The organism is Paenibacillus sabinae T27 (assembly GCF_000612505.1).
GTDB classification, from domain to species: domain Bacteria; phylum Bacillota; class Bacilli; order Paenibacillales; family Paenibacillaceae; genus Paenibacillus_AQ; species Paenibacillus_AQ sabinae.
The window spans coordinates 3,023,379-3,044,865 of sequence record NZ_CP004078.1 but is presented as its reverse complement, the minus strand read 5'-3'; the positions used below and the strand labels follow the sequence as shown (position 1 = coordinate 3,044,865).

General features: G+C 52.6%; 16 protein-coding genes. 11 read left to right on the top strand and 5 right to left on the bottom strand.

What is annotated here, in order from left to right; translation table 11 throughout:
• Positions 1-470: 470 nt before the first annotated feature.
• Together PSAB_RS13955 and PSAB_RS13950 are read right to left on the bottom strand one after the other, a co-directional pair.
• On the bottom strand, positions 471-1,229 hold the full coding sequence (locus PSAB_RS13955) for an HAD family hydrolase (RefSeq protein ID WP_025335201.1): 759 nt from the start codon (positions 1,227-1,229) through the stop codon (positions 471-473).
• Between the two features lie 91 nt (positions 1,230-1,320).
• The gene (locus PSAB_RS13950) at positions 1,321-2,238 is read right to left on the bottom strand and encodes an ArsR/SmtB family transcription factor (protein ID WP_025335200.1); all 918 of its coding nucleotides are present in this window, start codon (positions 2,236-2,238) and stop codon (positions 1,321-1,323) included.
• Positions 2,239-2,564: 326 nt separating this feature from the next.
• Here PSAB_RS13950 and PSAB_RS13945 point away from each other — a divergent pair, with 326 nt between their 5' ends.
• The 5 genes from PSAB_RS13945 to PSAB_RS24610 are packed head-to-tail and all read left to right on the top strand — an operon-like array spanning position 2,565 to position 7,886.
• The gene (locus PSAB_RS13945; protein WP_025335199.1) at positions 2,565-3,293 is read left to right on the top strand and encodes a phosphonate ABC transporter ATP-binding protein; all 729 of its coding nucleotides are present in this window, start codon (positions 2,565-2,567) and stop codon (positions 3,291-3,293) included.
• Between the two features lie 30 nt (positions 3,294-3,323).
• On the top strand, positions 3,324-4,652 hold the full coding sequence (locus tag PSAB_RS13940; protein WP_193373896.1) for a hypothetical protein: 1,329 nt from the start codon (positions 3,324-3,326) through the stop codon (positions 4,650-4,652).
• Entirely contained in the window at positions 4,649-5,347 is a 699-nt protein-coding gene (locus tag PSAB_RS13935; protein ID WP_025335197.1) for a response regulator transcription factor, read from the top strand. The genes PSAB_RS13940 and PSAB_RS13935 overlap by 4 nt, the downstream gene beginning before the upstream one ends.
• Positions 5,344-6,807, top strand: coding sequence for a HAMP domain-containing sensor histidine kinase (locus PSAB_RS13930; RefSeq protein ID WP_025335196.1), 1,464 nt, complete (start codon positions 5,344-5,346; stop codon positions 6,805-6,807). Before PSAB_RS13935 ends, PSAB_RS13930 begins: the two co-directional genes overlap by 4 nt.
• A complete protein-coding gene (locus tag PSAB_RS24610; protein WP_051529773.1) occupies positions 6,804-7,886 on the top strand; it encodes a GNAT family N-acetyltransferase in 1,083 nt (360 codons plus the stop codon). Before PSAB_RS13930 ends, PSAB_RS24610 begins: the two co-directional genes overlap by 4 nt.
• Before the next feature lie 140 nt (positions 7,887-8,026).
• Here the strand turns inward: PSAB_RS24610 and PSAB_RS13915 are convergent, their stop codons facing one another.
• Complete coding sequence (locus PSAB_RS13915; protein WP_025335194.1) at positions 8,027-9,256, bottom strand: glucose-1-phosphate adenylyltransferase; 1,230 nt, start codon at positions 9,254-9,256, stop codon at positions 8,027-8,029.
• A 292-nt stretch (positions 9,257-9,548) separates the two neighbouring features.
• Here PSAB_RS13915 and glgB point away from each other — a divergent pair, with 292 nt between their 5' ends.
• Entirely contained in the window at positions 9,549-11,636 is a 2,088-nt protein-coding gene (glgB, locus tag PSAB_RS13910; protein ID WP_084266527.1) for a 1,4-alpha-glucan branching protein GlgB, read from the top strand.
• Positions 11,637-11,683: 47 nt separating this feature from the next.
• Positions 11,684-13,126 carry a glycogen synthase GlgA gene (gene glgA, locus PSAB_RS13905; RefSeq protein WP_025335192.1) on the top strand — a complete coding sequence of 481 codons (1,443 nt, stop codon included), beginning with the start codon at positions 11,684-11,686 and terminating at the stop codon, positions 13,124-13,126.
• 140 nt (positions 13,127-13,266) lie between these two features.
• On the opposite strand, the gene PSAB_RS13900 is transcribed toward glgA, so the two are convergent.
• Positions 13,267-15,084: an alpha-glycosidase gene (locus PSAB_RS13900; protein WP_025335191.1), complete on the bottom strand. Its 1,818-nt coding sequence runs from the start codon at positions 15,082-15,084 to the stop codon at positions 13,267-13,269.
• Between the two features lie 318 nt (positions 15,085-15,402).
• On the opposite strand from PSAB_RS13900, the gene PSAB_RS13895 reads away from it, so the two are divergent.
• The 4 genes from PSAB_RS13895 (at position 15,403) to PSAB_RS13880 (ending at position 19,408) form a co-directional block, all read left to right on the top strand.
• Entirely contained in the window at positions 15,403-16,218 is an 816-nt protein-coding gene (locus PSAB_RS13895) for a transporter substrate-binding domain-containing protein (RefSeq protein WP_025335190.1), read from the top strand.
• 100 nt (positions 16,219-16,318) lie between these two features.
• Positions 16,319-16,978: an amino acid ABC transporter permease gene (locus tag PSAB_RS13890; RefSeq protein ID WP_025335189.1), complete on the top strand. Its 660-nt coding sequence runs from the start codon at positions 16,319-16,321 to the stop codon at positions 16,976-16,978.
• Positions 16,965-17,687 (top strand): amino acid ABC transporter ATP-binding protein, encoded by a 723-nt coding sequence (locus PSAB_RS13885; RefSeq protein WP_025335188.1) that lies wholly within the window; start codon positions 16,965-16,967, stop codon positions 17,685-17,687. Before PSAB_RS13890 ends, PSAB_RS13885 begins: the two co-directional genes overlap by 14 nt.
• Before the next feature lie 182 nt (positions 17,688-17,869).
• Positions 17,870-19,408, top strand: coding sequence for a Ppx/GppA phosphatase family protein (locus PSAB_RS13880; protein WP_025335187.1), 1,539 nt, complete (start codon positions 17,870-17,872; stop codon positions 19,406-19,408).
• Here PSAB_RS13880 and ppk1 read toward each other — a convergent pair.
• On the bottom strand, positions 19,347-21,458 hold the full coding sequence (gene ppk1, locus PSAB_RS13875; protein ID WP_025335186.1) for a polyphosphate kinase 1: 2,112 nt from the start codon (positions 21,456-21,458) through the stop codon (positions 19,347-19,349). The two genes, PSAB_RS13880 and ppk1, sit on opposite strands and share 62 nt — an antisense overlap.
• Positions 21,459-21,487 lie beyond the last annotated feature (29 nt).

The window sequence follows — 21,487 nt, the reverse complement described above, 5'->3', positions numbered from 1 at the left end:
TCTCTTAACGAGGTGTCCACTTTTTATACTAGCTCTAAAATTCCCTCTCAGGCATGCTTTTTTTCCATTTTTGCAGAGATAAGGGGGAGAAATTCCATCTCATCCGAGCTGTGGACTAAGTTCACGCGCCGCCCTTCCGACGGATCCGACGGAGAGGATATTCCACATTTTTTCCATAATGATATTTCCTGAATAATCAAATTCCTATTGATGCAATGTTCATACTCGGGCAACCGCAGGCTAACCAGGGTTTCGGCAAAACCCTACTCGAACATTTAGACAAATTCCGTTAAAGCTCACCAAACAAAAAACAGCCAGTCTCACGTTAACGGAGACTGGCTGATTTAATTAAGCGCCTGCTTGCCGATTTCGCGGATCAATTGCCCCGCCCGCAAGCTGTTAGTCGCAATGGCGGCTGTCAAAGCCTCGTACGCTGCATGTACACTTGCGTCAATCTTTTTAAGGTTGGTTCAGCCGTGGCTTGTGCTCTGGCGCAGAGCGTTTCTGCGGATGACGGGGACCACTTCGTGAATCGAATTGATGGTAATCACCGACTGATGCATATCACGCTGAAGCTCGACCATGTTGTACACCCATTCGTTTTGCTGCTTCAGATAGATGCTTTTGACGCCGGCGGTAACCGCCGGGATCACGTCGGTGCGCAGAGAATTGCCGATCATCCAGGTGTGCTTGCGGTCGAAGGAGCGGGTGCTCAGAATTTTTTCCAGCGCTTCAACGTTCTTGTGCCGGCGGATATAGATGCGGTCGTCAAAGTACATATCCAGCTTCATTTGCTCGATTTTGCGGCGCTGAATGGAGTGATCTCCCCCCGTATACAGATACAGCTCATGACCGTCGTGCTTCAGATTGTCCAGCGTCTCAACCATGCCGGGATAGGCTTCGATCTCCTGATCGTATACGCTGAGTCCTAGCTTCATTAGCTGCCCTTCCTGGAAAGGGTCGGTTGGCCGATTATACTTTGCACAAAAATAACGGTAGGTGGCAATTAGCGACTTCGGAAAATTATCGCTCGCGAGTCCGCTCGTGTTGACCGTCTCGACATCGATTTCCACCTGCTTGCGGCGGAGTTCCTCCGTTGTAGGCCCCTCATCACTAAACCAGTCGCTCATCATCTCGAAATACTGCCCCAGAATGAGTTCAAAATATTTGTTGCAGTGGACTAAAGTGTCATCGAGGTCGAAAATCACCTGTTGAGTCCAATATGTCATGTCGCTCACTCCTTTGTTCGGCTTGTAAGGCGGGTACCCGGGCCTCAAAAACGATACCCTTCAAGCCAGCATCTGTATATCTGTAGAAGTATTATAATCGAATATACGATTCCAGGAACATCTGAAGTTCCGAAGCGCCGTCCGGCCGGATGCTGAAGCGCTCGTTATCCTCTTCACGCAGGTGAATGCGCAGCAGTCCCGCCACACGCAGCATCATTAAATGATGCATCAGAATGTCCCCTGACTGACCGAGATCGGATTGCATCTCCCAGAGTGACTTCGGCTCATCGGCGACATAGCGCAGCAGACGGAGGCGCACCGGATCGGACAGCGCTTTGGTCATGCGGAGCAGCAGCGTAGGGGGCTCGTCTTCATTTTCCACCGGGACGTCAACGGGGTATTGCACGAGCATCAGTTTCTTGTAAAAGCAGTACGTGTTAATCGGCCTGTGATGCACCGTCGGAAGTAGAACAATCGTTTCCAGCTCGGGAATGTCCTCGACCACAACGCCGCCAGAGGCGTACTCAATGAGCGCTCCGGGGTCCATCTTGCTTTGCAGCAGCTTTTTCTCGGAGGCGTCTTCAATCAGTAGCGACAGCATCTTCGATTCGACATGGCGGAAGTACTGCTCATGCCAGAGCCGAAGCAGCGGTCCGTAGCCGTCCTTGATCCTCCGGCACTCCTCCAGCGTGAAATCGGGAAGGTATGGGGCCGCCAGCTCGAACCATTCCTCTACAGTTGCGGATTCCATATCGTCGAGGAACAGCTGTACCTTAGCAGCAGGGCCGTGGGTATATGCCCAGGCGTACAGGATATCGTAATCTTCAAAGGGCCACTCGGCCGCCTGAAGCAGAGCCGCCCTCTTGTGAGGCGGGATTCGTCCATCAATGTCGCGCACCCAGTCGGGTCCGATATCCAGATTGGAAATCCACTTTCGCGTTACATATAGCATGAAACTGTCCAGCAGTTCATATACGGGTGACACATCAATTTTCAGTTCATAATTCATGAAACATGCAGTCCTCCCAAAAATCAATGACTTCCCATCATTATCCCTTGTTTGGAATGGGATTGTCCACTACATTGTTGATTATACAGGAAACCCCAGGAAGAAATCACCTGTGCAGGTAAGGGGGCAGTTTCTCCGCCGCCGCTGCGGCTGACTTCTCTTGTTTTATATATATCCTGTTCGAATTCCTTAGGTTATTATTCTCGCCAAATCGGTAAATTTGGTTTATCATAGGGAACGGGTGATCGCATGGTAGGCATTTGTTCTTGCTTTCCAAGTACACTATAATATGATGAAATAGATCTGGGAACAGGAGAGGCGGATTCATGATTATCGTGGAGCATTTGGCCAAACGCGTCGGACCGGAACAGACTCCGGTGCTGCGGGACATTGGCTTTCGGATGGATTCCGGAGAACTGATCGGGCTGCTCGGCGTGAGCGGCAGCGGCAAGACGACTTTGCTGCGCTGTCTGGCGCTGCGCGAGAAGTGGGACAAAGGGAATTTCCGGGTGGACGGGACCGACATTCTGCAGGGCGGCCTCGGCGGGAGAACGAAAATCCGCCGCGAATGGGCGTTCCTGGAGCAGAACGAAGAGTTGAACCGGAACCGAACCGCGTTAAAGAACGTGCTGATCGGCCAGGCCGCCCAGACCCCTCTGTGGCGCAGACTGACGGGAATGGTCCGCTCCGACGATTACATGGGAGCCATGGACGAATTGGAACGCCTTGGCCTGCTGGACAAGTCGAGGATGAAGCTGGGCCAGCTAAGCGGCGGGGAACGTCAGCGCGTAGCCATTGCACGCGCGCTCGTTCACGGTGCCAAGGTCATTCTTGCCGACGAGCCGGTGACGGGTCTTGACCCTAAGTCGGCGCAGAGCGTCATCGAGACGCTCCGGGAGCTGTGCAAGGAGACCGGCCTTTCGGTGATCGCCGTGGTACCGCTTGAGCTTGCCGAGCGCTTCGCCACGCGCCTGTGGGTGCTGGATAACGGAATAATCAAGCATGACGTTACGGGGCGCAGGCTCACCTCGCAGGAGCGGGCCGGATTATTATAACGCCGGATGTACATCCAGGAGATGAAATGAGTGATCTTGTTGATAATACAAAGTCTGCGGCGCATTGGTTTGCGGCGTTCCGCCTCCAATGTACCTGCTTTATGGCGCCTCGGCGCCGGTATATTGGCCCTTTCGCTGTTGTCGGGCTGCACCTTTATTAGCGACCCCGTCTCCCGGATGAAGACACCGCGGCTTTCCGAGGATAAGGCCACGCTGATGACCGCCATCAACTCTCTGAAGCTTGTGCGTCCGACCAACGACGACGACAGCTCCATCCGTACGGAAGACCTGAACGGGGACGGAACACCGGAGACGCTGGTCTTCTACGAAACGCCCGGAGAAGCGGTACAGATCCACGGTCTCATTCTGGAGAAGCAGGGCGACGCCTGGATCAAGAAGTTGACCTTTGACGGGGCGGGCACCGTGCTGGAATCGGTGGAAATCAGGGACGTTACGGGAGACGGCAAGCCGGAGATTATCGCCGGGTATTCCCGCGGGGATGAAGGGCTGCAGAAAGGCCTGGTCGTTTACAGCTATTCAGGCTCTTCGCTTGAAGAGAAGCTGACGCTGTCCTATACCAAATATGTGATCGACGATTTGAACGGCGACGGCATGGACGATATCACCGTCGTCTCGCTCAAGCGAAATGAGTCCTCCACACTGACGACCTACCAATATAACGGAGGCTTCAAGGAGCTCGACCGGCTTGAAAATCTCGATCCATACATTAATAACTATTACAACATCGTCGTCGGCAAAGTGGCGAAAGGCAAAGAAGGCATCGTTCTTGATGCCGCCGTCAATTCGCATTCGGCTTACAGCTATATGATCGTTATGGAAAACAACCGTTTCCGCGTGGTCCTGTCAGGTGACGACAGAACGTTCAAGGACAGCCGGATTCCGAGCGGAGATATTGATGGCGACGGCATAATCGAAATCGGCTTGATGGAACGACCGTTGGGCTGGGAGAATTTTGAGGCGGACTCGGTCCCCTGGTTCTATTCCTATTACAAATGGGACGGTAAGGAAGGGCTGGACTTCGCGTTTCAGCAGTACCGCGATCCGACGGACCGGTTCACCCTTAATTTTCCGCCGGCATGGCACGGAAGAGTTACGGTCGACAAGAAATCCGTACAAAACCAGTATCTGAAGTTCATAATGTCCGATACCGGCGAAACCGTTGCCGAGATCTCCTTTTTCTCAGCCGAAGAATGGGATCGGGTGAAGGATGAGGGTTGGGATCTTTGGGGCCGGGATGCCGACAAAATCATCGGCTATCGGGGCAAGCTTGAGCAGAACGCAGACGGAATCAAGAAAGGGACGAACACGGCTCCCGCAGAAAGGAAGGGTATCAATTGAGTAAAGTTCTCATTCTGGAGGATGAAGAGTCCATTCGCAGTTTTATTGTCATCAATTTAAAGCGCAACGGGTTTGAAGTGCTGGAAGCGGCCGATGGCAACGAAGCGCTTAGCAAGCTGACTTCCGTGCCGGATATCGATATTGCGCTGCTTGATGTGATGGTGCCGGGCATCGACGGCTTCGAGGTGTGCAGACGGGTCCGCGAGACGAATGAACGGATCGGGATTATTTTTCTGACGGCCAAGGTGCAGGAGCAGGATAAAGTATATGCGCTGTCCGTTGGCGCCGACGATCACGTCAGCAAGCCTTTCAGTCCGACAGAGTTGATTGCCCGTATCCAGTCGCTTCTGCGGAGAGTGAATGTGCACCGGGAGCAATCGGCCAAGGTGTCGTTTCATTCGGGTCCGTTTACGCTGGATCTCATCTCAAAGCAGTTTAAGCGGAACGGTGACTCCGTCGAGCTGACGCCTACTGAATTTTCACTGGTGCAGTTTTTTCTGGAAAAAGAAAACACTCCGCTAAGCCGTGACGTACTCCTCGACCATGTGTGGGGGAAAGAGTATATGGGCGATCCGAAAATCGTTGACGTAAACATCCGGCGGCTGCGGCAAAAAATCGAAAATAATCCGTCAGAGCCCGAGTATCTGCAAACGGTATGGGGGCACGGCTATAAGTGGAAAGGGCAGGGACAATGATTAAAAAGGGGATGCGCAGACAGATTGTATTACACTACATACTTGTAGTCTTTTTGGCGCTTCTCCTCGTGGAAGTCATTTTTCTGATTGTAATCAGAACGTATTATTACGACAGCATCTATACCCGAATTTCTACGCATATCAGCCAGGCGGAATATTTTTATCATCTCACCAGTGAAGACTCCTCGTTTTCGCTCCAGGAGCTGCTGCGCAGCTTTGCGCTGGACTATACGGAGCTCCAGGTGCTGACGCTGGACGGTGACATGATCACAAGCTCGACAGGATTTCAGCCTGATCGAACGATTACGACGAGTGACGTGCCCGAAGCGGTCGGCGGCGGGATCGGCCGTTGGGTAGGAAGGCAGCCTGGAACCAACGAAAGCGTAATGGCCGTTTCGAAAGTGCTGCAAATCCACGGACATGATTCTTACGTGCTGCGGTATGTGACTTCGGTGGAAAGAGTGAATAGCGATTTGTTCAACGTTACGCTGCTGTCGGCGGGCATTGTAGTAGCCGTGCTGGCGGTCGTTACCGCGTTTAGCTTCGGGCTGGCCAACTCGATTATTAAGCCGCTCAATAATATCACAGCCGTTTCAGCCCAACTGGCCAAGGGGAAATTCAACATACGCATCAAGGGGGATTACCGCTACGAGATCGGCGAGCTTGCCTCCACACTGAACTATATGTCCCAGGAGATTGTTCGGAGCAACCAGATCAAGGACGATTTCATCTCCTCGATTTCACATGAGCTAAGAACGCCGCTGACCAGCATCAAGGGCTGGAGCGAAACATTGATTTCCGGCGGCTACGACCCGGAGGAAACAAAGCTTGGTATGAGCATCATTTCCAAGGAGAGCGACCGGCTCATCGGTCTGGTTGAGGAAATTCTTGACTTCTCCAAGCTCCATCAGAATGAAATGAAGCTTTCCATCGGTACCGTGGATGTCAAGGAACTGCTAAAGGAAATCGTTCTGAATCTCTGGGCCAAGGCCGAGAAACGGAGCATCCGGCTTGAGCTGGAAGCGGAGGACGGCATTTATGTCCGGGGAGATGCCAACCGGTTAAAGCAGGTATTCCTCAATTTGACCGACAATGCGGTGAAGTTCTCGCATGAGGGCTCAAGCGTTCTGCTGTCAGCGCGGCGGGCTGACGAGAAAGAGGCCGAAATTGTCGTTCAGGACTCCGGAATCGGCATTAGCCAGGAGCACCTGAACCGGGTCAAGGACCGGTTCTTTCAGGTGGACTCCCTTAACGGAGGCACCGGGCTCGGACTTGCCATTTCGCAGCAGCTGGTCGAGCTTCACGGGGGCACCATGGAAATGGACAGCGAGCTCGGCAAGGGCACACGGGTGACGGTGTACTTGCAGCTGGCGGAGCCGCTTCCTGTTGTAGAAGCGCCGGATCAGGCAAGCCTGCCGGAAGCGGCTGGACATCATAAGCATGGGGAGGGCAGGCTATGAGTTTGCCGGTTATGCGTGAAATCAATACTCCGCAGGGGAGCCTGACGGTGGTTCGGGCCAACGCAAGTATGGCTGGAGAAATTCTGAGGCTGCTGCGCGAAGCGGCGCAGTGGATGCAGGACAACGGCCTGACCCAGTGGAGACCGGAGCAGTTCAAGGAAAAGGATATTCTGGATTACTTTTCAGATCGTGAGGTTTATGTGGCCATGAATGACGGCGAGGCCGCCGGCATGTTCACGCTGCAGTTCAGCGATCCCCAATATTGGGGGAAGCGAAATAACGAAAGCTTCGCCTATCTGCATAGGCTGGCGGTGGGATTGCCTTTTCGGGGAGCGGGGCTTGGCAGCAAGCTGCTCGAATTCGCCGCTTGGGCGGCGAAAATGTCCGGCAGAGGGCTGCGTCTCGATACCATCGAGCATAATGTGAAGCTGAACCGCTATTACCAGACGCAGGGATTCCGCTATATGGGAACCAATGACGTGGGCGGAGGACGACTTGTCAATCTGTATGAGAAAATAGAGAGTACGGAAGACCGCGATGCCATTCGTTTGCAGTATTTTGACAAATCGGATTTCGATTGTCTGAGACAGTGGAGCGTCTCGCCGGAATTTCTCAAGCAGTGGGCCGGGCCGTCGCTGCATTTTCCGATCGAGGACGAGGAGCTTAGAAAATATATCGCCGGGAGCAACCGTCCAGCCGAATCCGACAAGATGATTTACAGCGCTGTGCATGTGTCGACGGGCGCCGTTATTGGACATATAAGCCTCGCAGCGATTGACCGCGATAACGGTCACGCCCGGATCGGCAGGGTCGTGCTTGATCCTGAATTTCGGGGAAGGGGTTTTGCACGCCGGATGATGGGCGAAACGATGCGTATCGGTTTTGATGGGCTCGAGCTGCATCGGCTGACGCTCGGCGTCTATGATTTTAATACACCCGCTGTCCGGGCTTATGAAGCCTTGGGATTCCGCAGGGAGGGCGAGCAGCTGGAAGCTGCCCGGTTCGGCGACCGGTATGTTAATCAGATCGAAATGGCGATGCTGGACAGGGAATGGAAGGCTAAGAAACCGCAATTATAATAATTTATGGTCCCTTCATCAGGGTCGGGTTGGCGGTTAAGTCCGCCGCCCGGCGCGTACTGCTTCAGCGCCGAAATGAATTAAGGGTTGTTCCACAGGCTTACGCCTGCAGAACAACCCTTTTTAATTATAAAGAGAGATTACGACAAAAGACCTCCGGCCCGCAGTCGGCCGGTTCCGGTCTTCTCGTATACTTCCTGAAGAAGACGGGAAGGCTGGGAACGAATCCCCGGTTTGGATGCAACGACTTCATGCGGTCCGACGACGAAAATCATGTCGGTGCTGCCTTTTACAAAGGCTCCATCCTTGATCTGCGCCTCTTCGCCGACTATGGCGTTTTCGATGATCGCATTTTTGCCGATTCGTGCGCCGGGCATAATGACGCTGTTCTTGATGAGCGTGTTTCTGCCGATCTCGACATTTCCGAAGACAACCGATCGCTGGAGCGTGCCTTCTACGGAAGCGTACTCGCTGATCAGGCAGTCGGCGGCTGACACTTGAGCCTTGCCTCTGACCGACAAAGGCTTGGTCGCATGAGATCTGCTGTACATTGGCCACCCGGAGTGGTTGAAATCCCAGCCGTTGTCTGCTTGAAGCAGATCCATATGGGCTTCCCACAGGCTTTCGACGGTGCCGACATCACGCCAGTAGCCCTTGAAACGGTAGGCGAAGAGTGCGTCGTCGTTTTGAAGCATGGCCGGAATGACATCTTTGCCGAAGTCATGGCTCGACGCTTCGTTCGCTGCATCTCTAAGCAGGTGCGTCTTGAGGTACTCCCAGCGGAACATATAGATGCCCATTGACGCCAGATTGCTTTGCGGGTTCTTTGGTTTCTCGACAAAATCCGTGATTTTCAGATCATTGTCAACATTCATGACGCCGAATCGGCTTGCTTCCTCCCATGGGACTTCCATAACGGAAATCGTCGCCTCCGCATTTACATCCTGATGGTACTCCAGCATTTGGCGGTAATCCATATGGTAAATATGGTCTCCCGACAGGATGAGCACATGTTCAGGATTCAGGGCGTCGATGTAAGAAATATTTTTAAAAATAGCATCTGCGGTGCCTGTGTAGCTGTCTCTTCCTTCAGTGCCTGAAGGCAGGAGGGTAATACCTTTCTTTTCCTGTGTGTGGAGGCCCCAAGGCTCTCCTCTTCCGATGTGGTTATGCAGGGAATCTGCCGCGTACTGGGTCAGCACGCCCACGGAATCAATACCGGAGTTGACACAGTTGCTGAGGGGAAAGTCAATAATTCTGTAATGTCCACCGAAAGGGACGGCCGGTTTGGCCATACTTGATGTAAGAGGAGCTAGTCTGCGCCCTTCCCCGCCTGCTAATAGCATGGCGATGCAATCTTTTTTACTCATTTGATTACCCCTCCAAATAAGTTTTGTTACTGCTTGTTAAATAACCTGACCAACGACGTTTGAAACGAAAAAATCAGCCATGAGTGAAATATATTACAATGTTTATAGGAAAATTACACAAAAATGACGCGACCTCATCGCCGTAATTATTCATTGTTCTGTATACCGTTTTCAAACCGATGAAATTGGGGTAATGTATAAGGTGCATCCTGCTTTGGAACCGGAAACTTGAATCTTCTCTAATCTTAAAAAAGGTGGTAATCATTTGGCTGAGCAACCAACAGCAGTAAACATGCCGTCACCGGAGGATATTTATTTGTTTCATGAAGGTACCCATTACCGCAGCTATCGCATGCTCGGAGCGCATACCGCCGTGGAAGAAGGAGTGCCCGGAGTTCGGTTTACCGTGTGGGCCCCCCAAGCAAGATATGTAGGATTAGCCTGCGATCACAACAGCTGGGACGGAAGCGGTGAGGAAGACTCGTTATATAAGATACCCGATTCAGCATTTTGGACTCGTTTTTTTCCGGGTATTTCCCCGGGAACATTTTACAAATATAGAATTGTCGGACCGGACGGCTCCAGCTTTTTGAAAGCGGACCCTTACGGTTATCAGGCTGAAGTTCGCCCGGCTACCGCTTCGGTCGTGACCGAAATTGACGGCTACCAGTGGGGCGATGCCGCGTGGCGGCGAAAAAACAAAGCTCCTTATAACAAGCCGCTGAATATTTATGAAATGCATTTGGCTACATGGCGGCAGAAGGAGAATATTCACAACAAGGAAGGCGGAGAGCTGTATAGCTATACGGAAATCGCCGACCTGCTGATCCCTTATCTGGTCGAGTTGGGTTACACGCATGTGGAGTTCATGCCGCTGGCAGAGCATCCGTACGATCTTTCCTGGGGATACCAAGGGACAGGATATTACGCAGCAACGAGCCGGTTTGGACATCCTCAAGAGCTGATGTATCTGATTGACCGCCTGCATCAGGCGAACATCGGCGTCATTTTGGACTGGGTTCCGGCCCATTTTGCCAAGGACGACCCTGGTCTGCGGCTGTTCGACGGCACGCCCTGCTTCGAGTACGGCGATCCGCTGCTCGCGGAGAAACCGGGCTGGGGAACGCTGTCTTTCGATTTCGGCAAGCCCGAGGTCGTTTCGTTCCTTATTTCCAACGCCCTTTTCTGGTACGATGTGTATCACATCGACGGAATGAGGGTAGATGCGGTCACCAGTATGCTGCGGCTCGACTTCGAGAAGCAGGAGCACCAGTACCGGCGCAATGTGAACGGCGGTTTTGAGAACCTTGAGGCTATTGCCTTTTTGCAGACGCTGAACACCGTTGTCTTTCAATACTACCCGCATGCCCTGATGATGGCGGAGGAATCCAGCGCCTGGCCGGGTGTGACCGCTCCTGTACATGATGGAGGGCTTGGTTTCAATTACAAATGGAACATGGGCTGGATGAACGATACGCTTGCCTACATAGAGAAGGATTTCAGCGCCCGTCCCTATCATCACAACCTGCTGACGTTTCCCATTGCTTACGCTTACTCGGAAAATTTTACGCTTCCCCTTTCGCATGACGAGGTCGTGCACGGCAAGCGATCGCTGCTTAACAAGATGCCCGGCTCTTATGAGCAGAAGTTTGCGGGTCTGCGGCTGCTGCTCGGCTACCAGATAACAAGCCCCGGCAAGAAGCTGCTCTTCATGGGCGGGGAATTCGGCCAGTTCATTGAGTGGAAGGACCAGGAGCAGCTCGACTGGCTGCTGCTGGACTATGAGAGCCACCGGAAGATGCTCGCCTATACCGCCGCGCTCAACAAATTCTATTTGGAGGAAAAAGCACTCTGGGAGCAGGATCACAGCTTTGAAGGCTACCAGTGGATCTCCGCGGACGACAATGAGCAAAGCGTAATTTCATACATCCGCAAAGGAAAAAAAGCGGGGGACCTGCTTATTGTCGTCATCAATTTTCAGCCGGTGGAACGGCCTCATTACCGCATCGGCGTTCCGAAGGGGGGAACGTATGAAGAAGCGTTCAATTCGGAAAGAACGGAATTCGGAGGCTCCGGCGCCAGCACCGGTACAGTGAAGACGCAAAAACTGGAGATGCACGGCCAGCTGAACAGCCTGGAACTGACCCTTGCCCCGCTTAGTATGGTGGTGCTAAAAAAGAGTGGACGGAAGAGAAAAGGGGATGAGGACGAGAGTATTACCGTTGAACCCGTAACTGAACTGCCGAAAGGAAAGACTAAGACGGCGCGCGCCAAAGCCAAAAAGGCTGATAATACGGCGGACAAGCCCTCCAAAGCGGAAGCCCCGGCTAAAGCCGCTCCGCGAAAACGGAAACCTAAAACCGAAGAGATCCAGCAATAGACAGCTTTTCTATCCAGCACTCATTCACACAAGAGGAGGAAACAGGTATGAAAGTGATGTTTGCCGCTGCGGAAAGTCACCCGTTCATCAAGACGGGAGGCTTGGCCGACGTAATCGGAGCGCTGCCGAAGGCGCTGCGGGATGCCGGAGTCGATGTAAGAGTCATTCTTCCCAAGTACCGGGGAATTTCTGAGAAATACCGCGCGAAGATGGAGCCCGTCAAGGTGATCGAAGTTCCCGTTGGCTGGCGGAATCAATATTGTGGGATCGAACTGCTGAACTATGACGGCGTACCGGTTTATTTTATCGACAATGAGTATTATTTCGGCCGCGACGGGGTCTACGGATATCTCGATGATGCGGAACGGTTCTCTTTTTACAACCGTGCCGTTCTTGAGGTGCTGCCGGCCATTGACTTCCAGCCGGACGTGCTGCACTGCCATGATTGGCATGCCGCCGTCATTCCTATGCTGCTTGATGGGCATTACCGCAGCAATCCTTTTTACAGCAATATCCGTACTGTATTCACCATACATAATCTGCTGTACCAGGGCGTCTTTCCGTATGAGGTGCTCAGCGATCTGCTTGGCCTGGACGGCAGTTATTTCCTCGGGGTGGAATACTACGGCAACGTGAATTTCATGAAGGGCGGCATCGTTTATAGCGACCATGTCACGACCGTCAGTCCGACCTACGCCGAAGAGATCCGGACGCCGCACTTTGGCTACGGCCTGGACGGCCTGCTGAATGCCCGAGCCGATCATTTGAGCGGTATAGTCAACGGTATTGACACCAAGGCCTACAATCCGGCGACAGATCCGAAAATTTTCACAAAATACCGCAACAACCTTCTCAAGAAGACGGAGAACAAAATCAGCCTGCAGCAGGAACTGGGTCTCCCCGTGGCTCCTCATATTCCCCTCGTAGGGATGGTCACCCGCCTTGTCGATTCAAAGGGACTTGACCTGGTGACCCGGGTGCTGGACGAAATTTTGTATTATGACAATGTCCAGTTCGTCGTGCTGGGGACGGGGGACGAGGTGTACGAGCGCTGGTTCCGCGAAGCGGCGTGGCGCTATCCGACCAAGCTGTCCTCGCAGATCAAGTTCAGCGATGAGCTCTCCCGCAAAATTTACGCCGCAAGCGACTTGTTCCTGATGCCGTCCAAGTTCGAACCTTGCGGAATCAGTCAATTGCTGGCTCTTCGGTATGGCAGCGTTCCAGTTGTCAGGGAAACGGGCGGCCTGAACGATACCGTGCAGTCGTACAACGAGGAGACAGGCGAAGGCAACGGCTTTACCTTCACGAATTATAACGCCCATGATATGATGAACACCCTTCGCCGCGGAATTTCCTTGTACAACAAGCCTGAGCATTGGAAGCGCGTGACCCGCAACGCGTTCAAGGGCGATTATAGTTGGGATATTTCGGCGCAGCAGTACATCGATATTTACGATAAAATCACGGCGCAAGCCGAGCCGGCACAATAATGGTCTGAACGGTTCGCTATTCCGGGCAACAGAAAAGGCAGCTTTCCCGGCGTATTTACGCCTCTAAGGAAAGCTGCCTTTTTATTTGTGTTAATCCTGTAAATGATCCTGCGAATGATTCTGCGAATGATCCCCGCCGTTTATTGATGAACGGTCGCCGACTCTTCTTTCACCGCATCGCCGGAATCCTTCCCGGAAGAAACAGACGTCTCCTGTTTCAAGCGGCGGGATAAAATGCGGAATCCATAAGGCTCAAGCGTGACATGCATCTTTCCGTTATCTGGCTTCACCGGTTCGCCGGTGAACGTATCCTTCCAATCTTCGGTTTCCATTGAATGGCTTAAGCTGCGGGCTTCGGGCGAGTTGTTCATCCAGATCGTAAAATGGATTTCCGCATCGACCCGCTCATAAATGATGCACGGATCATCCTTGCAAGCGTCGATAATGCGAAATTGGCCTCTGCGCAGTGCCGGGTTCTCCTTCCGCAGCGAAATCATTTTTTTGTAGAAATCAAGAAGCTCTTGGTCCTGCTTGGCAGGGTCCCATTCCATACATTTTCGGCAATCGGGGTCGCCCTCGCCGGTCAGTCCGATTTCGTCCCCATAGAAGATGCATGGCGTTCCCATGAACGTGAATAAAAAGGCAACGGTGAGCTTCAGCTTTCGCTTGTCTTCTCCCATACGGTTAAGCAGGCGCGGCGTATCATGGCTGCACAGAAGGTTGAAGATGACCTCATTGGTCTGCTGGGGGTAGCGCATAAGCAGAGAGCCGATTTTATTGCTGAAGGTATAGCTGTCCATTTCCCCGTTGAAAAAATCCAGAACGGTGCCGGAGAACGGATAATTCATAACCGAATCGAACTGGTCGCCAAGCAGCCACGGCAGCGAGTCGCTCCATACCTCGCCGACAATAAAGGCTTCCGGATTTGCTCTTTTGACAACGATCCGGAAATCATGCCAGAAATGGTGATCGATCTCGTCCGCCACGTCCAGCCGCCAGCCGTCCAGCTTGATTTCCTTAATCCAGTATTCCGCCACATCCAGTAGATACGATTTGACCTCCGGATTGGCGGTATTGAATTTGGGCATATTTTCATAAAAACCGAAGGTGTCATAGCTTGGAATGCCGTCCACAACCTGCACCGGATAAGAATTAATATGGAACCAATCGGCATATTTGGATTGTTTTCCGTTCTTCAGGACATCCTGAAAAGGAGGAAATTCCTTGCTGCAGTGGTTAAATACCGCATCAAGCATCACACGGATGCCTTTCTCATGGCAGAGGTCGACCAGAGCCTTCAGCTTCGCGTTGTCCCCGAAATGGGGATCGACCTTTTTATAATCAATAATGTCGTATTTATGGTTGGACGGCGAAACGAACAGCGGCGTGAAATAGATGGCGTTGACGCCAAGATCGGCCAGGTAGTCGATATGGTCCATAACGCCCTGAATATCGCCTCCGAAGAAGTTCTCCCGCTGTGGCGTGCCTCCCCAAGGCTCCGCTGTTTCGGGACTTAAGGCGGGGTCCCCGTTGGCGAAGCGCTCCGGCATAATCTGATAGAACACCGCATCCTTGGCCCATTCTGGAACTTTGAACAGGTCGATTTCATGAATATACTGGAACTCGAAATTTCCTCCCGGAGGCTGGGGCATTTCATTCATCGTGCCTTTTTCCGACAGATAAACCGTCTCACCGCTGGATTCGATCCGAAACAGATAGGACAACCGCTTAAATTTCGGCTGCGCGCAGGCTTCCCAATAATCGAATAATTCGTCAGAAGCAGCCTTTTTCATGGGGACTTCTTCAAACGTACGGTCCCAGGCGTATTTATCGCCGGTCATGACACAGATCGCTTCCGCATCATCCCGTTTCGTCCGCAGGCGCAGATGCACGGTTTCCTTATCATAGGCATATGCCCATTTGTCACGGGGTACATGATACAAAGCTTCTAACAGCATAGTCGCCCTCCTAATCTTTGATCGGGTTCTGATAAGGTTCGGAATCGGTGCCTAAGGTTAATACCCTTAAATTTAATGGATTGAACCAATTGATTTCAGGATTTTTCAGAAAATCAATCCGTTTTCGCAACCGGCTCAGCTTGAATACGGGTTACAAACGCCGTCCTGTTATTTTGCCAATTTATCTTCAAAAAAATCTTTGCATATTCATACGAGTTGAATTATAATAAGTCGGTCCGGGACAAGAAACAACTAACACACATCTGACACACAGATGGGCTGCAACGCCCGATGAGAGAACAGGGGAGATATACACAAATGAACAAATGGATCAAAATGTCTATGGGGATGCTGCTCGCGGCAAGCCTTCTTTCGGGCTGCGGCCAGGACAAGGCCAACACGGGTACTGATGCTAACGGAGGCAATACAGGTACGGCGGCGAAGAAAACGTTGACGCTGGGGACAAGCGCGGACTTTCCGCCGTATGAATTCCACAAGGTGATCGACGGCAAGGATACCATCGTCGGTTTTGACATCGACATTGCCAAAGACATCGCTGCAGATATGGGCGCCGAGCTGGTGATCAAGGATCTGCCGTTCGATTCGCTGCTCAACGAGCTGTCCAGCGGAAGAGTGGATATGGTCATTTCAGGACTCAGTCCGACACCGGAAAGAGCGAAGGCGGTGGATCTGTCCGATGTCTATTATAAAGCCGAACAGGCCGTTGTTGTCCGCGAAGCCGACAAGGATAAATTTAATACGATGGATACCTTGAAAGGTGCGAAGATCGGTATCCAGACCGGTTCCATTCAGGAAGACATCGCGAAAGGAATCGAGGGGGCGAAACTGACGTCGCTTGCCAAAATTTCCGATATCGTGCTTCAGCTTCAGTCCAACCGGGTCGACGCTTCCATTATGGAAGGTCCGGTAGCCAAGTCCTTTGTCAAGAACGTGAAGGGGCTGGTCATCACCGATGCCAAACCGGAAGTGGAAGACGACGGATACGTTATCGGGGTCAAGAAGGGCAACTCGGAGCTGCTGACTCAGATCAACAAGACGCTTGGCGAACTGAATTCCGCCGGAAAGATCGAAGAGTATGTAACCAAAGCATCCGAACTGGCGGAGAGCAAGTAAGGCTAAAGGTATACGGAATGTTGCGTTATCCTTAAAATCGAGAAAATGGCGGTGATCCGCCGTTTTCTATTTTTTTGTGACAAGGAGGTTTGAGAGCAGGATGAATTTGCTTAATATGGCGTATGAATACCGCAGCTTTTTTCTGACAGGACTGCAATACACGCTTCTTCTCGCGATAATCGGCGTCATCTGCGGCTTCGTGCTCGGGATCGTCGTTGCCCTGCTGCGGATGTCAAGCTTTAGAGTGCTTCGCTGGATCGCCGCCGCCTGGGTGGAATTTCTGCGCGGAACGCCAATGCTTGTGCAATTGTTTATCATTCACTACGGTCTGACTTCAATCGGTCTTGAGTTTACCGCGTTACAGTCGGGGGCAATTACTCTTACGATCAACAGCTCAGCCTATCTTGCCGAAATATTCCGGGCAGGTATTCAGGGCGTGGACCGGGGCCAGATGGAAGCATCGCGTTCGCTCGGGATGACGCATGCGATGACGATGCGCTATATTATTCTTCCGCAGGCGCTGAAGAACGTACTTCCGGCGATAGGCAACGAGTTCATCACCATAATCAAAGAATCGTCCATTGTCGGCATGATTGGAGCGACGGATCTGTTCTTCCAGGCCAGAACCATTACCACGATTACCTATGACGGGCTGACTCCTCTGCTGGTTATCGCTCTGATGTATTTTATACTTACATTTACATTATCCAAAGTGCTTGGCAGACTGGAAAGGAGATGGAATACCAGTGATCGCCGTTAAGAACTTGCAAAAAGCATTTGGAAAGCTGGAAATTCTGAAAGGCATCGATCTTGCGATTGAAAAAGGCGAAGTGGTCGTTGTGATCGGCCCCAGCGGTTCGGGAAAAAGCACCTTTTTGCGCTGCCTGAATCTGCTGGAGCAGCCGACAGGCGGCGAAATCTCCTTCGAGGGACAATCCATCACGGACCGAAAGCATAATATTAACGTAACGCGTGAAAAAATGGGCATGGTCTTCCAGCAGTTCAACCTGTTCCCGCACAAGACCGTGCTGCAGAACATTACGCTGGCTCCGGTTAAAGTCAAGAAGCAGTCTTCGGCCGAAGCGGAGAAAGTCGCGACTGATCTGCTGCGCACCGTTGGACTTGAAGACAAGAAGGATGCCTATCCGTCGCAGTTATCGGGCGGACAAAAGCAGCGGATCGCCATCGCCCGCGCATTGGCCATGCAGCCGCACGTCATGCTGTTCGACGAGCCGACCTCGGCGCTGGACCCCGAAATGGTCGGCGAAGTGCTTGAGGTGATGAAGAAGCTGGCCGAGCAGGGCATGACCATGGTCATCGTCACTCATGAGATGGGCTTTGCCCGCGAGGTGGGGGACCGGATTCTGTTCATGGACGGCGGGGTAATCGTGGAGCAGGGAACGCCTGCGGAAGTATTCGGCAGTCCAAAGCATGCCAGAACCCGTGATTTTCTGAGCAAGGTGTTGTAAAATCGCATATATCAAGCGGCCCGGAAGCAAGAAGCGCTTCCGGGCCGCTTTTTTCATTCGCCATTTCCGGATTACAATCGATTTCTTGGAGACGTTTAGAAAACCGTTCAACGTTTAAAATGTAAATATGCTGTCTAAACATGTATAATTATGCTCAGTAATGAGATAAAGGGGAACAAACAATGAACAACGACCTCAGCCGAACAGGTATTATCGATATCGGTTCCAACTCCATCAGACTTGTAATTTACGAAACGACCCCTGAAGGGGGCTACCGGATTATTAAGGAATGCAAATACTCTGCCCGGCTAAGTGAAAAGATTACTACCGAGAACAGGCTGGAGCGGGATGCGCTGGAGACCATCGTCCCGGTGCTTCTTCAATTTAAACAGGTATGCCGAGTGTTCGGCGCCCAGCGGATTCGCGCCGGGGCGACTGCGGCCATCCGGAATGCGTCCAACTCCGAAGAGATCGCAGAGTTTCTTTCCGAAGCGGCTTCACTGCCGATTGAGATTATCAGCGGACAGCAGGAAGCTTATTTCGGCTTTCTCGGCGTCATCAACGCCTTCGATGTAGAGGACGGATTTGTCATCGATATCGGCGGCGGCAGTACGGAGATTACCCAGTTTCAGAACCGGCGCTTCCGAAACAGCATTTCCTTTCCGTTCGGGGCGGTCAATACAAATGTGACGTTCGGCCATGGTGGCAACTGGAGCATGGAGCAGGTGCACAGGCTGGAAGCCTTCGTTCGTGAGCGTCTTGAGAGCTGTGAATGGCTTAAGTCCGGAAAAGGACTGCCTTTATTCGGTCTTGGCGGAACGCTGCGGACGCTTGGGAAAATCGACCAGAAGCGAAAGAGTTACTCGCTTCCTAATTCCCACGGATACACGCTGTCCACGGATACGGTCAAAAGATTTATGGAGACGCTGCCTGCGATGCCGTACGACAAGCGTAAAAATCTGGAGGGGCTGTCCAAAAGCCGGGCAGACATCATTGTATCGGGTCTGATTATTTTTCATACCGTGTATCAGTATGTAGGAGCCGGGCATGCGCTTATTAGCGGAGAAGGGCTTCGCGAAGGGATGCTGCACGATCTGCTTGAACCCGGGAATCCGGTCCGCGCCAGCGCGCTGGAATACAGTCTCGGCACCTTGCAGCAGCTGAACCAGGAAGCTTCCGCAGAGTTTTTATCCCAAGTCCACAAACATGCTCAAAAGCTGTTTACGACGCTCAACGGCGAAAGCGAAGAGAAAGAGATGGAAATGCTGATCTATGTATCGGTCATGCTTTACCGCCTCGGAGCCAATATCAACTATTACCAGTCCAAGCGGCACACCCGTTATTGGCTCATGAATTCGCCGATTCGCGGTCTGACTCACCGTCAGCTTGTCCTGTGCGCTATGATCGCTTCATACAGCACAAAAAGCCGGAAGCAGAAGCTGTCCGCAGAGCATAAGGACATTCTTCTGCCTTCCGACGAAGAGCGGATTCACAAGCTCGGTTCGCTTGTCCAGCTAAGCGCGGCGCTGGACACCGGGGAGACCGGAATCCAGCAGCAGCTCAAACCGCGGCTAAAGGGAGGAAGCCTGGAAATTGAGCTTCGGGTCAACGAACGGCCCCTGATGAAGCTGGAGGAAATCGACAATGCCCTCAAAGCGTTCAGGAATGCATGGGGTCTGAAGGTGAAGCTTGAGTATACTTCCAATTCTCAACATTCATAGCGGCGAACTGGCTCCGGTAAGGAGCCTTTTCGTCGTTCGGCCGTTCATAATTGCCGTTGGACTGAAGGAAGCTCGATTTCACGTTATCCCGAAGCGTCACTTCCAAAATGTGCACGATTTGCTCACGGGCCGTTTTGTCCTTGACCGGACACATTAATTCCACCCGGCGGGTCAGGTTGCGGGTCATCCAGTCCGCGCTGGACAGATAAACTTCGGGATCGCCGCCGTTTTCAAAATAGTAGATCCGGGAATGCTCCAGAAAGCGGTCGACGATGCTCCGGACCGTAATCCGTTCGCTCAGGCCCGGCACTCCGGGACGAAGACAGCAGACCCCGCGGACGATCAGATCAATGGAGACGCCGGCTTGATCCGCTTCGTACAGCTCGTCGATCACCTGCTGGTTGGACAAGGAGTTCATCTTGGCGATAATCCGCGCCGGACGTCCGGCGGCAGCATGCTCGCTCTCCCGCTTGATCAGTTTACTCAGCGTATGGCTCATGCGGCCCGGAGCGACGACGAAGGATTTCCAGTCATGGTTGGAGGAATATCCCGTGATCTGATTGAACAGCTCGGAGGCGTCCAGCCCCGCATCATCCCTCGAGGTGAACAGGCTGATATCGGTATAGACTTTGGCGGTGTTCTCGTTATAGTTCCCTGTCCCGATATGTACATAACGGCGCAGCTCGTTGCCCTCCTGGCGGACAATCAGCGTGATTTTGGCATGCGTTTTCAGACCGACCAGGCCATACACAACATGGCATCCCGCCTGCTCCAGCTTCCTTGCCCACGCAATATTGCGCTCTTCGTCAAACCTCGCCTTCAGCTCCACTACGACAGTCACCTGCTTGCCCGATTCGGCGGCGTGGGCGAGTGCGGTAATGAGCGGTGAGTTGCCGCTGACCCGGTACAGCGTCATCTTGATTGCCATAACCTGATCGTCCTCGGATGCCTGGGTAATGAAATCGATCATGGATTCGAATGATTCATAAGGATGGTAGGCAAGCACGTCGCGCTCCCGAAGCACCTCGAAGAAATCCTCAGTTTCATCGAATTCGGCTGGATAGACCGGTTCGATCGGCGGGTAGTTCAAGTAGCCGTAGCCCTTGAGGCTGCCGGAGAACTGACGCAAAAATCCAAGGTCCAGCGGTCCGTCGATCTCGTACACAAAATGCCCGATTTCAAACTCGGCCAGCAGCTGTTCCAGAGCATACGGATGAATGCCCTTCTGGACCTCCAGCCTTGCAGGCACGCCCCGGCGGCGTTTGCGCAGCTCTTTCTCAATCTCCTCGAGCAGATCCTCGGCGCCTTCTTCGTCAATCGAAAGGTCGGAGTTGCGCGTAAGGCGGAACTCATTTACCGCAACCGGATGATAGCCGCTGAACAGCGTTCCGATGTGGGCCCGAATGACATCCTCGATATAAACGAACTGCCGGCGTTTGCTGTTGGCGCGGTGCGGCAGCGGAATGCAGCGGGGCAGATTGGATGGGATTTGCAGAATGGCAAAATAGAACTCGTCCTCATCGGCATTTTCTTTCTTCAGAACGACCGCAAGGTAAATGAACAGACTGTGCACAAGCGGGAAGGGACGGCTCTGATCCACCGCCATCGGCGTCAGAATCGGGAAGATGATGTCACGGTAATACTCCTCCACCGCGGCTTCCTGGGCATGTGTCAAATCCTCGTAGTCGACCAGAATGATGCCTTCCTTGTTCAGACTCCGGGAGATGTCCCTGAAGGTGCGGTACTGATCGTAGACGATCTTTCCGACGCGCTTGTAAAGACGTTTATGAAGGCCGGAGGGCGTGTAACCGGTAAAATCTTTTTTCGTATAGCCCGCGCGAATCTGATCCTGAATGCCCGCTACCCGCACACTGATGAATTCATCCAGGTTGCTTGTGACGATGCCAAGAAATTTAGCCCGTTCGAGCAGAGGATTGTCCGGATCCTGAGCCTCCTGAAGGACGCGGCGGTTAAACTCGATCCAGCTGAGATCCCGGTTCAGATAGGCGGATGGATTGGTGTGGTTGTTTTTCTTATGCTCTTCGTTCATGACTCCTCCAAATTTATAACCTATGGGTC

Bases quoted from the DNA above. Each gene is read 5' to 3' on its own strand.
- PSAB_RS13950 (WP_025335200.1), bottom strand. From the start codon at position 2,238: ATGAATTATGAACTGAAAATTGATGTGTCACCCGTATATGAACTGCTG.
- PSAB_RS13930 (WP_025335196.1), top strand. From the start codon at position 5,344: ATGATTAAAAAGGGGATGCGCAGACAGATTGTATTACACTACATACTT.
- PSAB_RS13900 (WP_025335191.1), bottom strand. From the start codon at position 15,084: ATGCTGTTAGAAGCTTTGTATCATGTACCCCGTGACAAATGGGCATAT.
- PSAB_RS13955 (WP_025335201.1), bottom strand. From the start codon at position 1,229: ATGACATATTGGACTCAACAGGTGATTTTCGACCTCGATGACACTTTA.
- glgA (WP_025335192.1), top strand. From the start codon at position 11,684: ATGAAAGTGATGTTTGCCGCTGCGGAAAGTCACCCGTTCATCAAGACG.
- glgB (WP_084266527.1), top strand. From the start codon at position 9,549: ATGCCGTCACCGGAGGATATTTATTTGTTTCATGAAGGTACCCATTAC.
- PSAB_RS13945 (WP_025335199.1), top strand. From the start codon at position 2,565: ATGATTATCGTGGAGCATTTGGCCAAACGCGTCGGACCGGAACAGACT.
- PSAB_RS13915 (WP_025335194.1), bottom strand. From the start codon at position 9,256: ATGAGTAAAAAAGATTGCATCGCCATGCTATTAGCAGGCGGGGAAGGG.
- PSAB_RS13880 (WP_025335187.1), top strand. From the start codon at position 17,870: ATGAACAACGACCTCAGCCGAACAGGTATTATCGATATCGGTTCCAAC.
- PSAB_RS13895 (WP_025335190.1), top strand. From the start codon at position 15,403: ATGAACAAATGGATCAAAATGTCTATGGGGATGCTGCTCGCGGCAAGC.
- ppk1 (WP_025335186.1), bottom strand. From the start codon at position 21,458: ATGAACGAAGAGCATAAGAAAAACAACCACACCAATCCATCCGCCTAT.
- PSAB_RS24610 (WP_051529773.1), top strand. From the start codon at position 6,804: ATGAGTTTGCCGGTTATGCGTGAAATCAATACTCCGCAGGGGAGCCTG.
- PSAB_RS13890 (WP_025335189.1), top strand. From the start codon at position 16,319: ATGAATTTGCTTAATATGGCGTATGAATACCGCAGCTTTTTTCTGACA.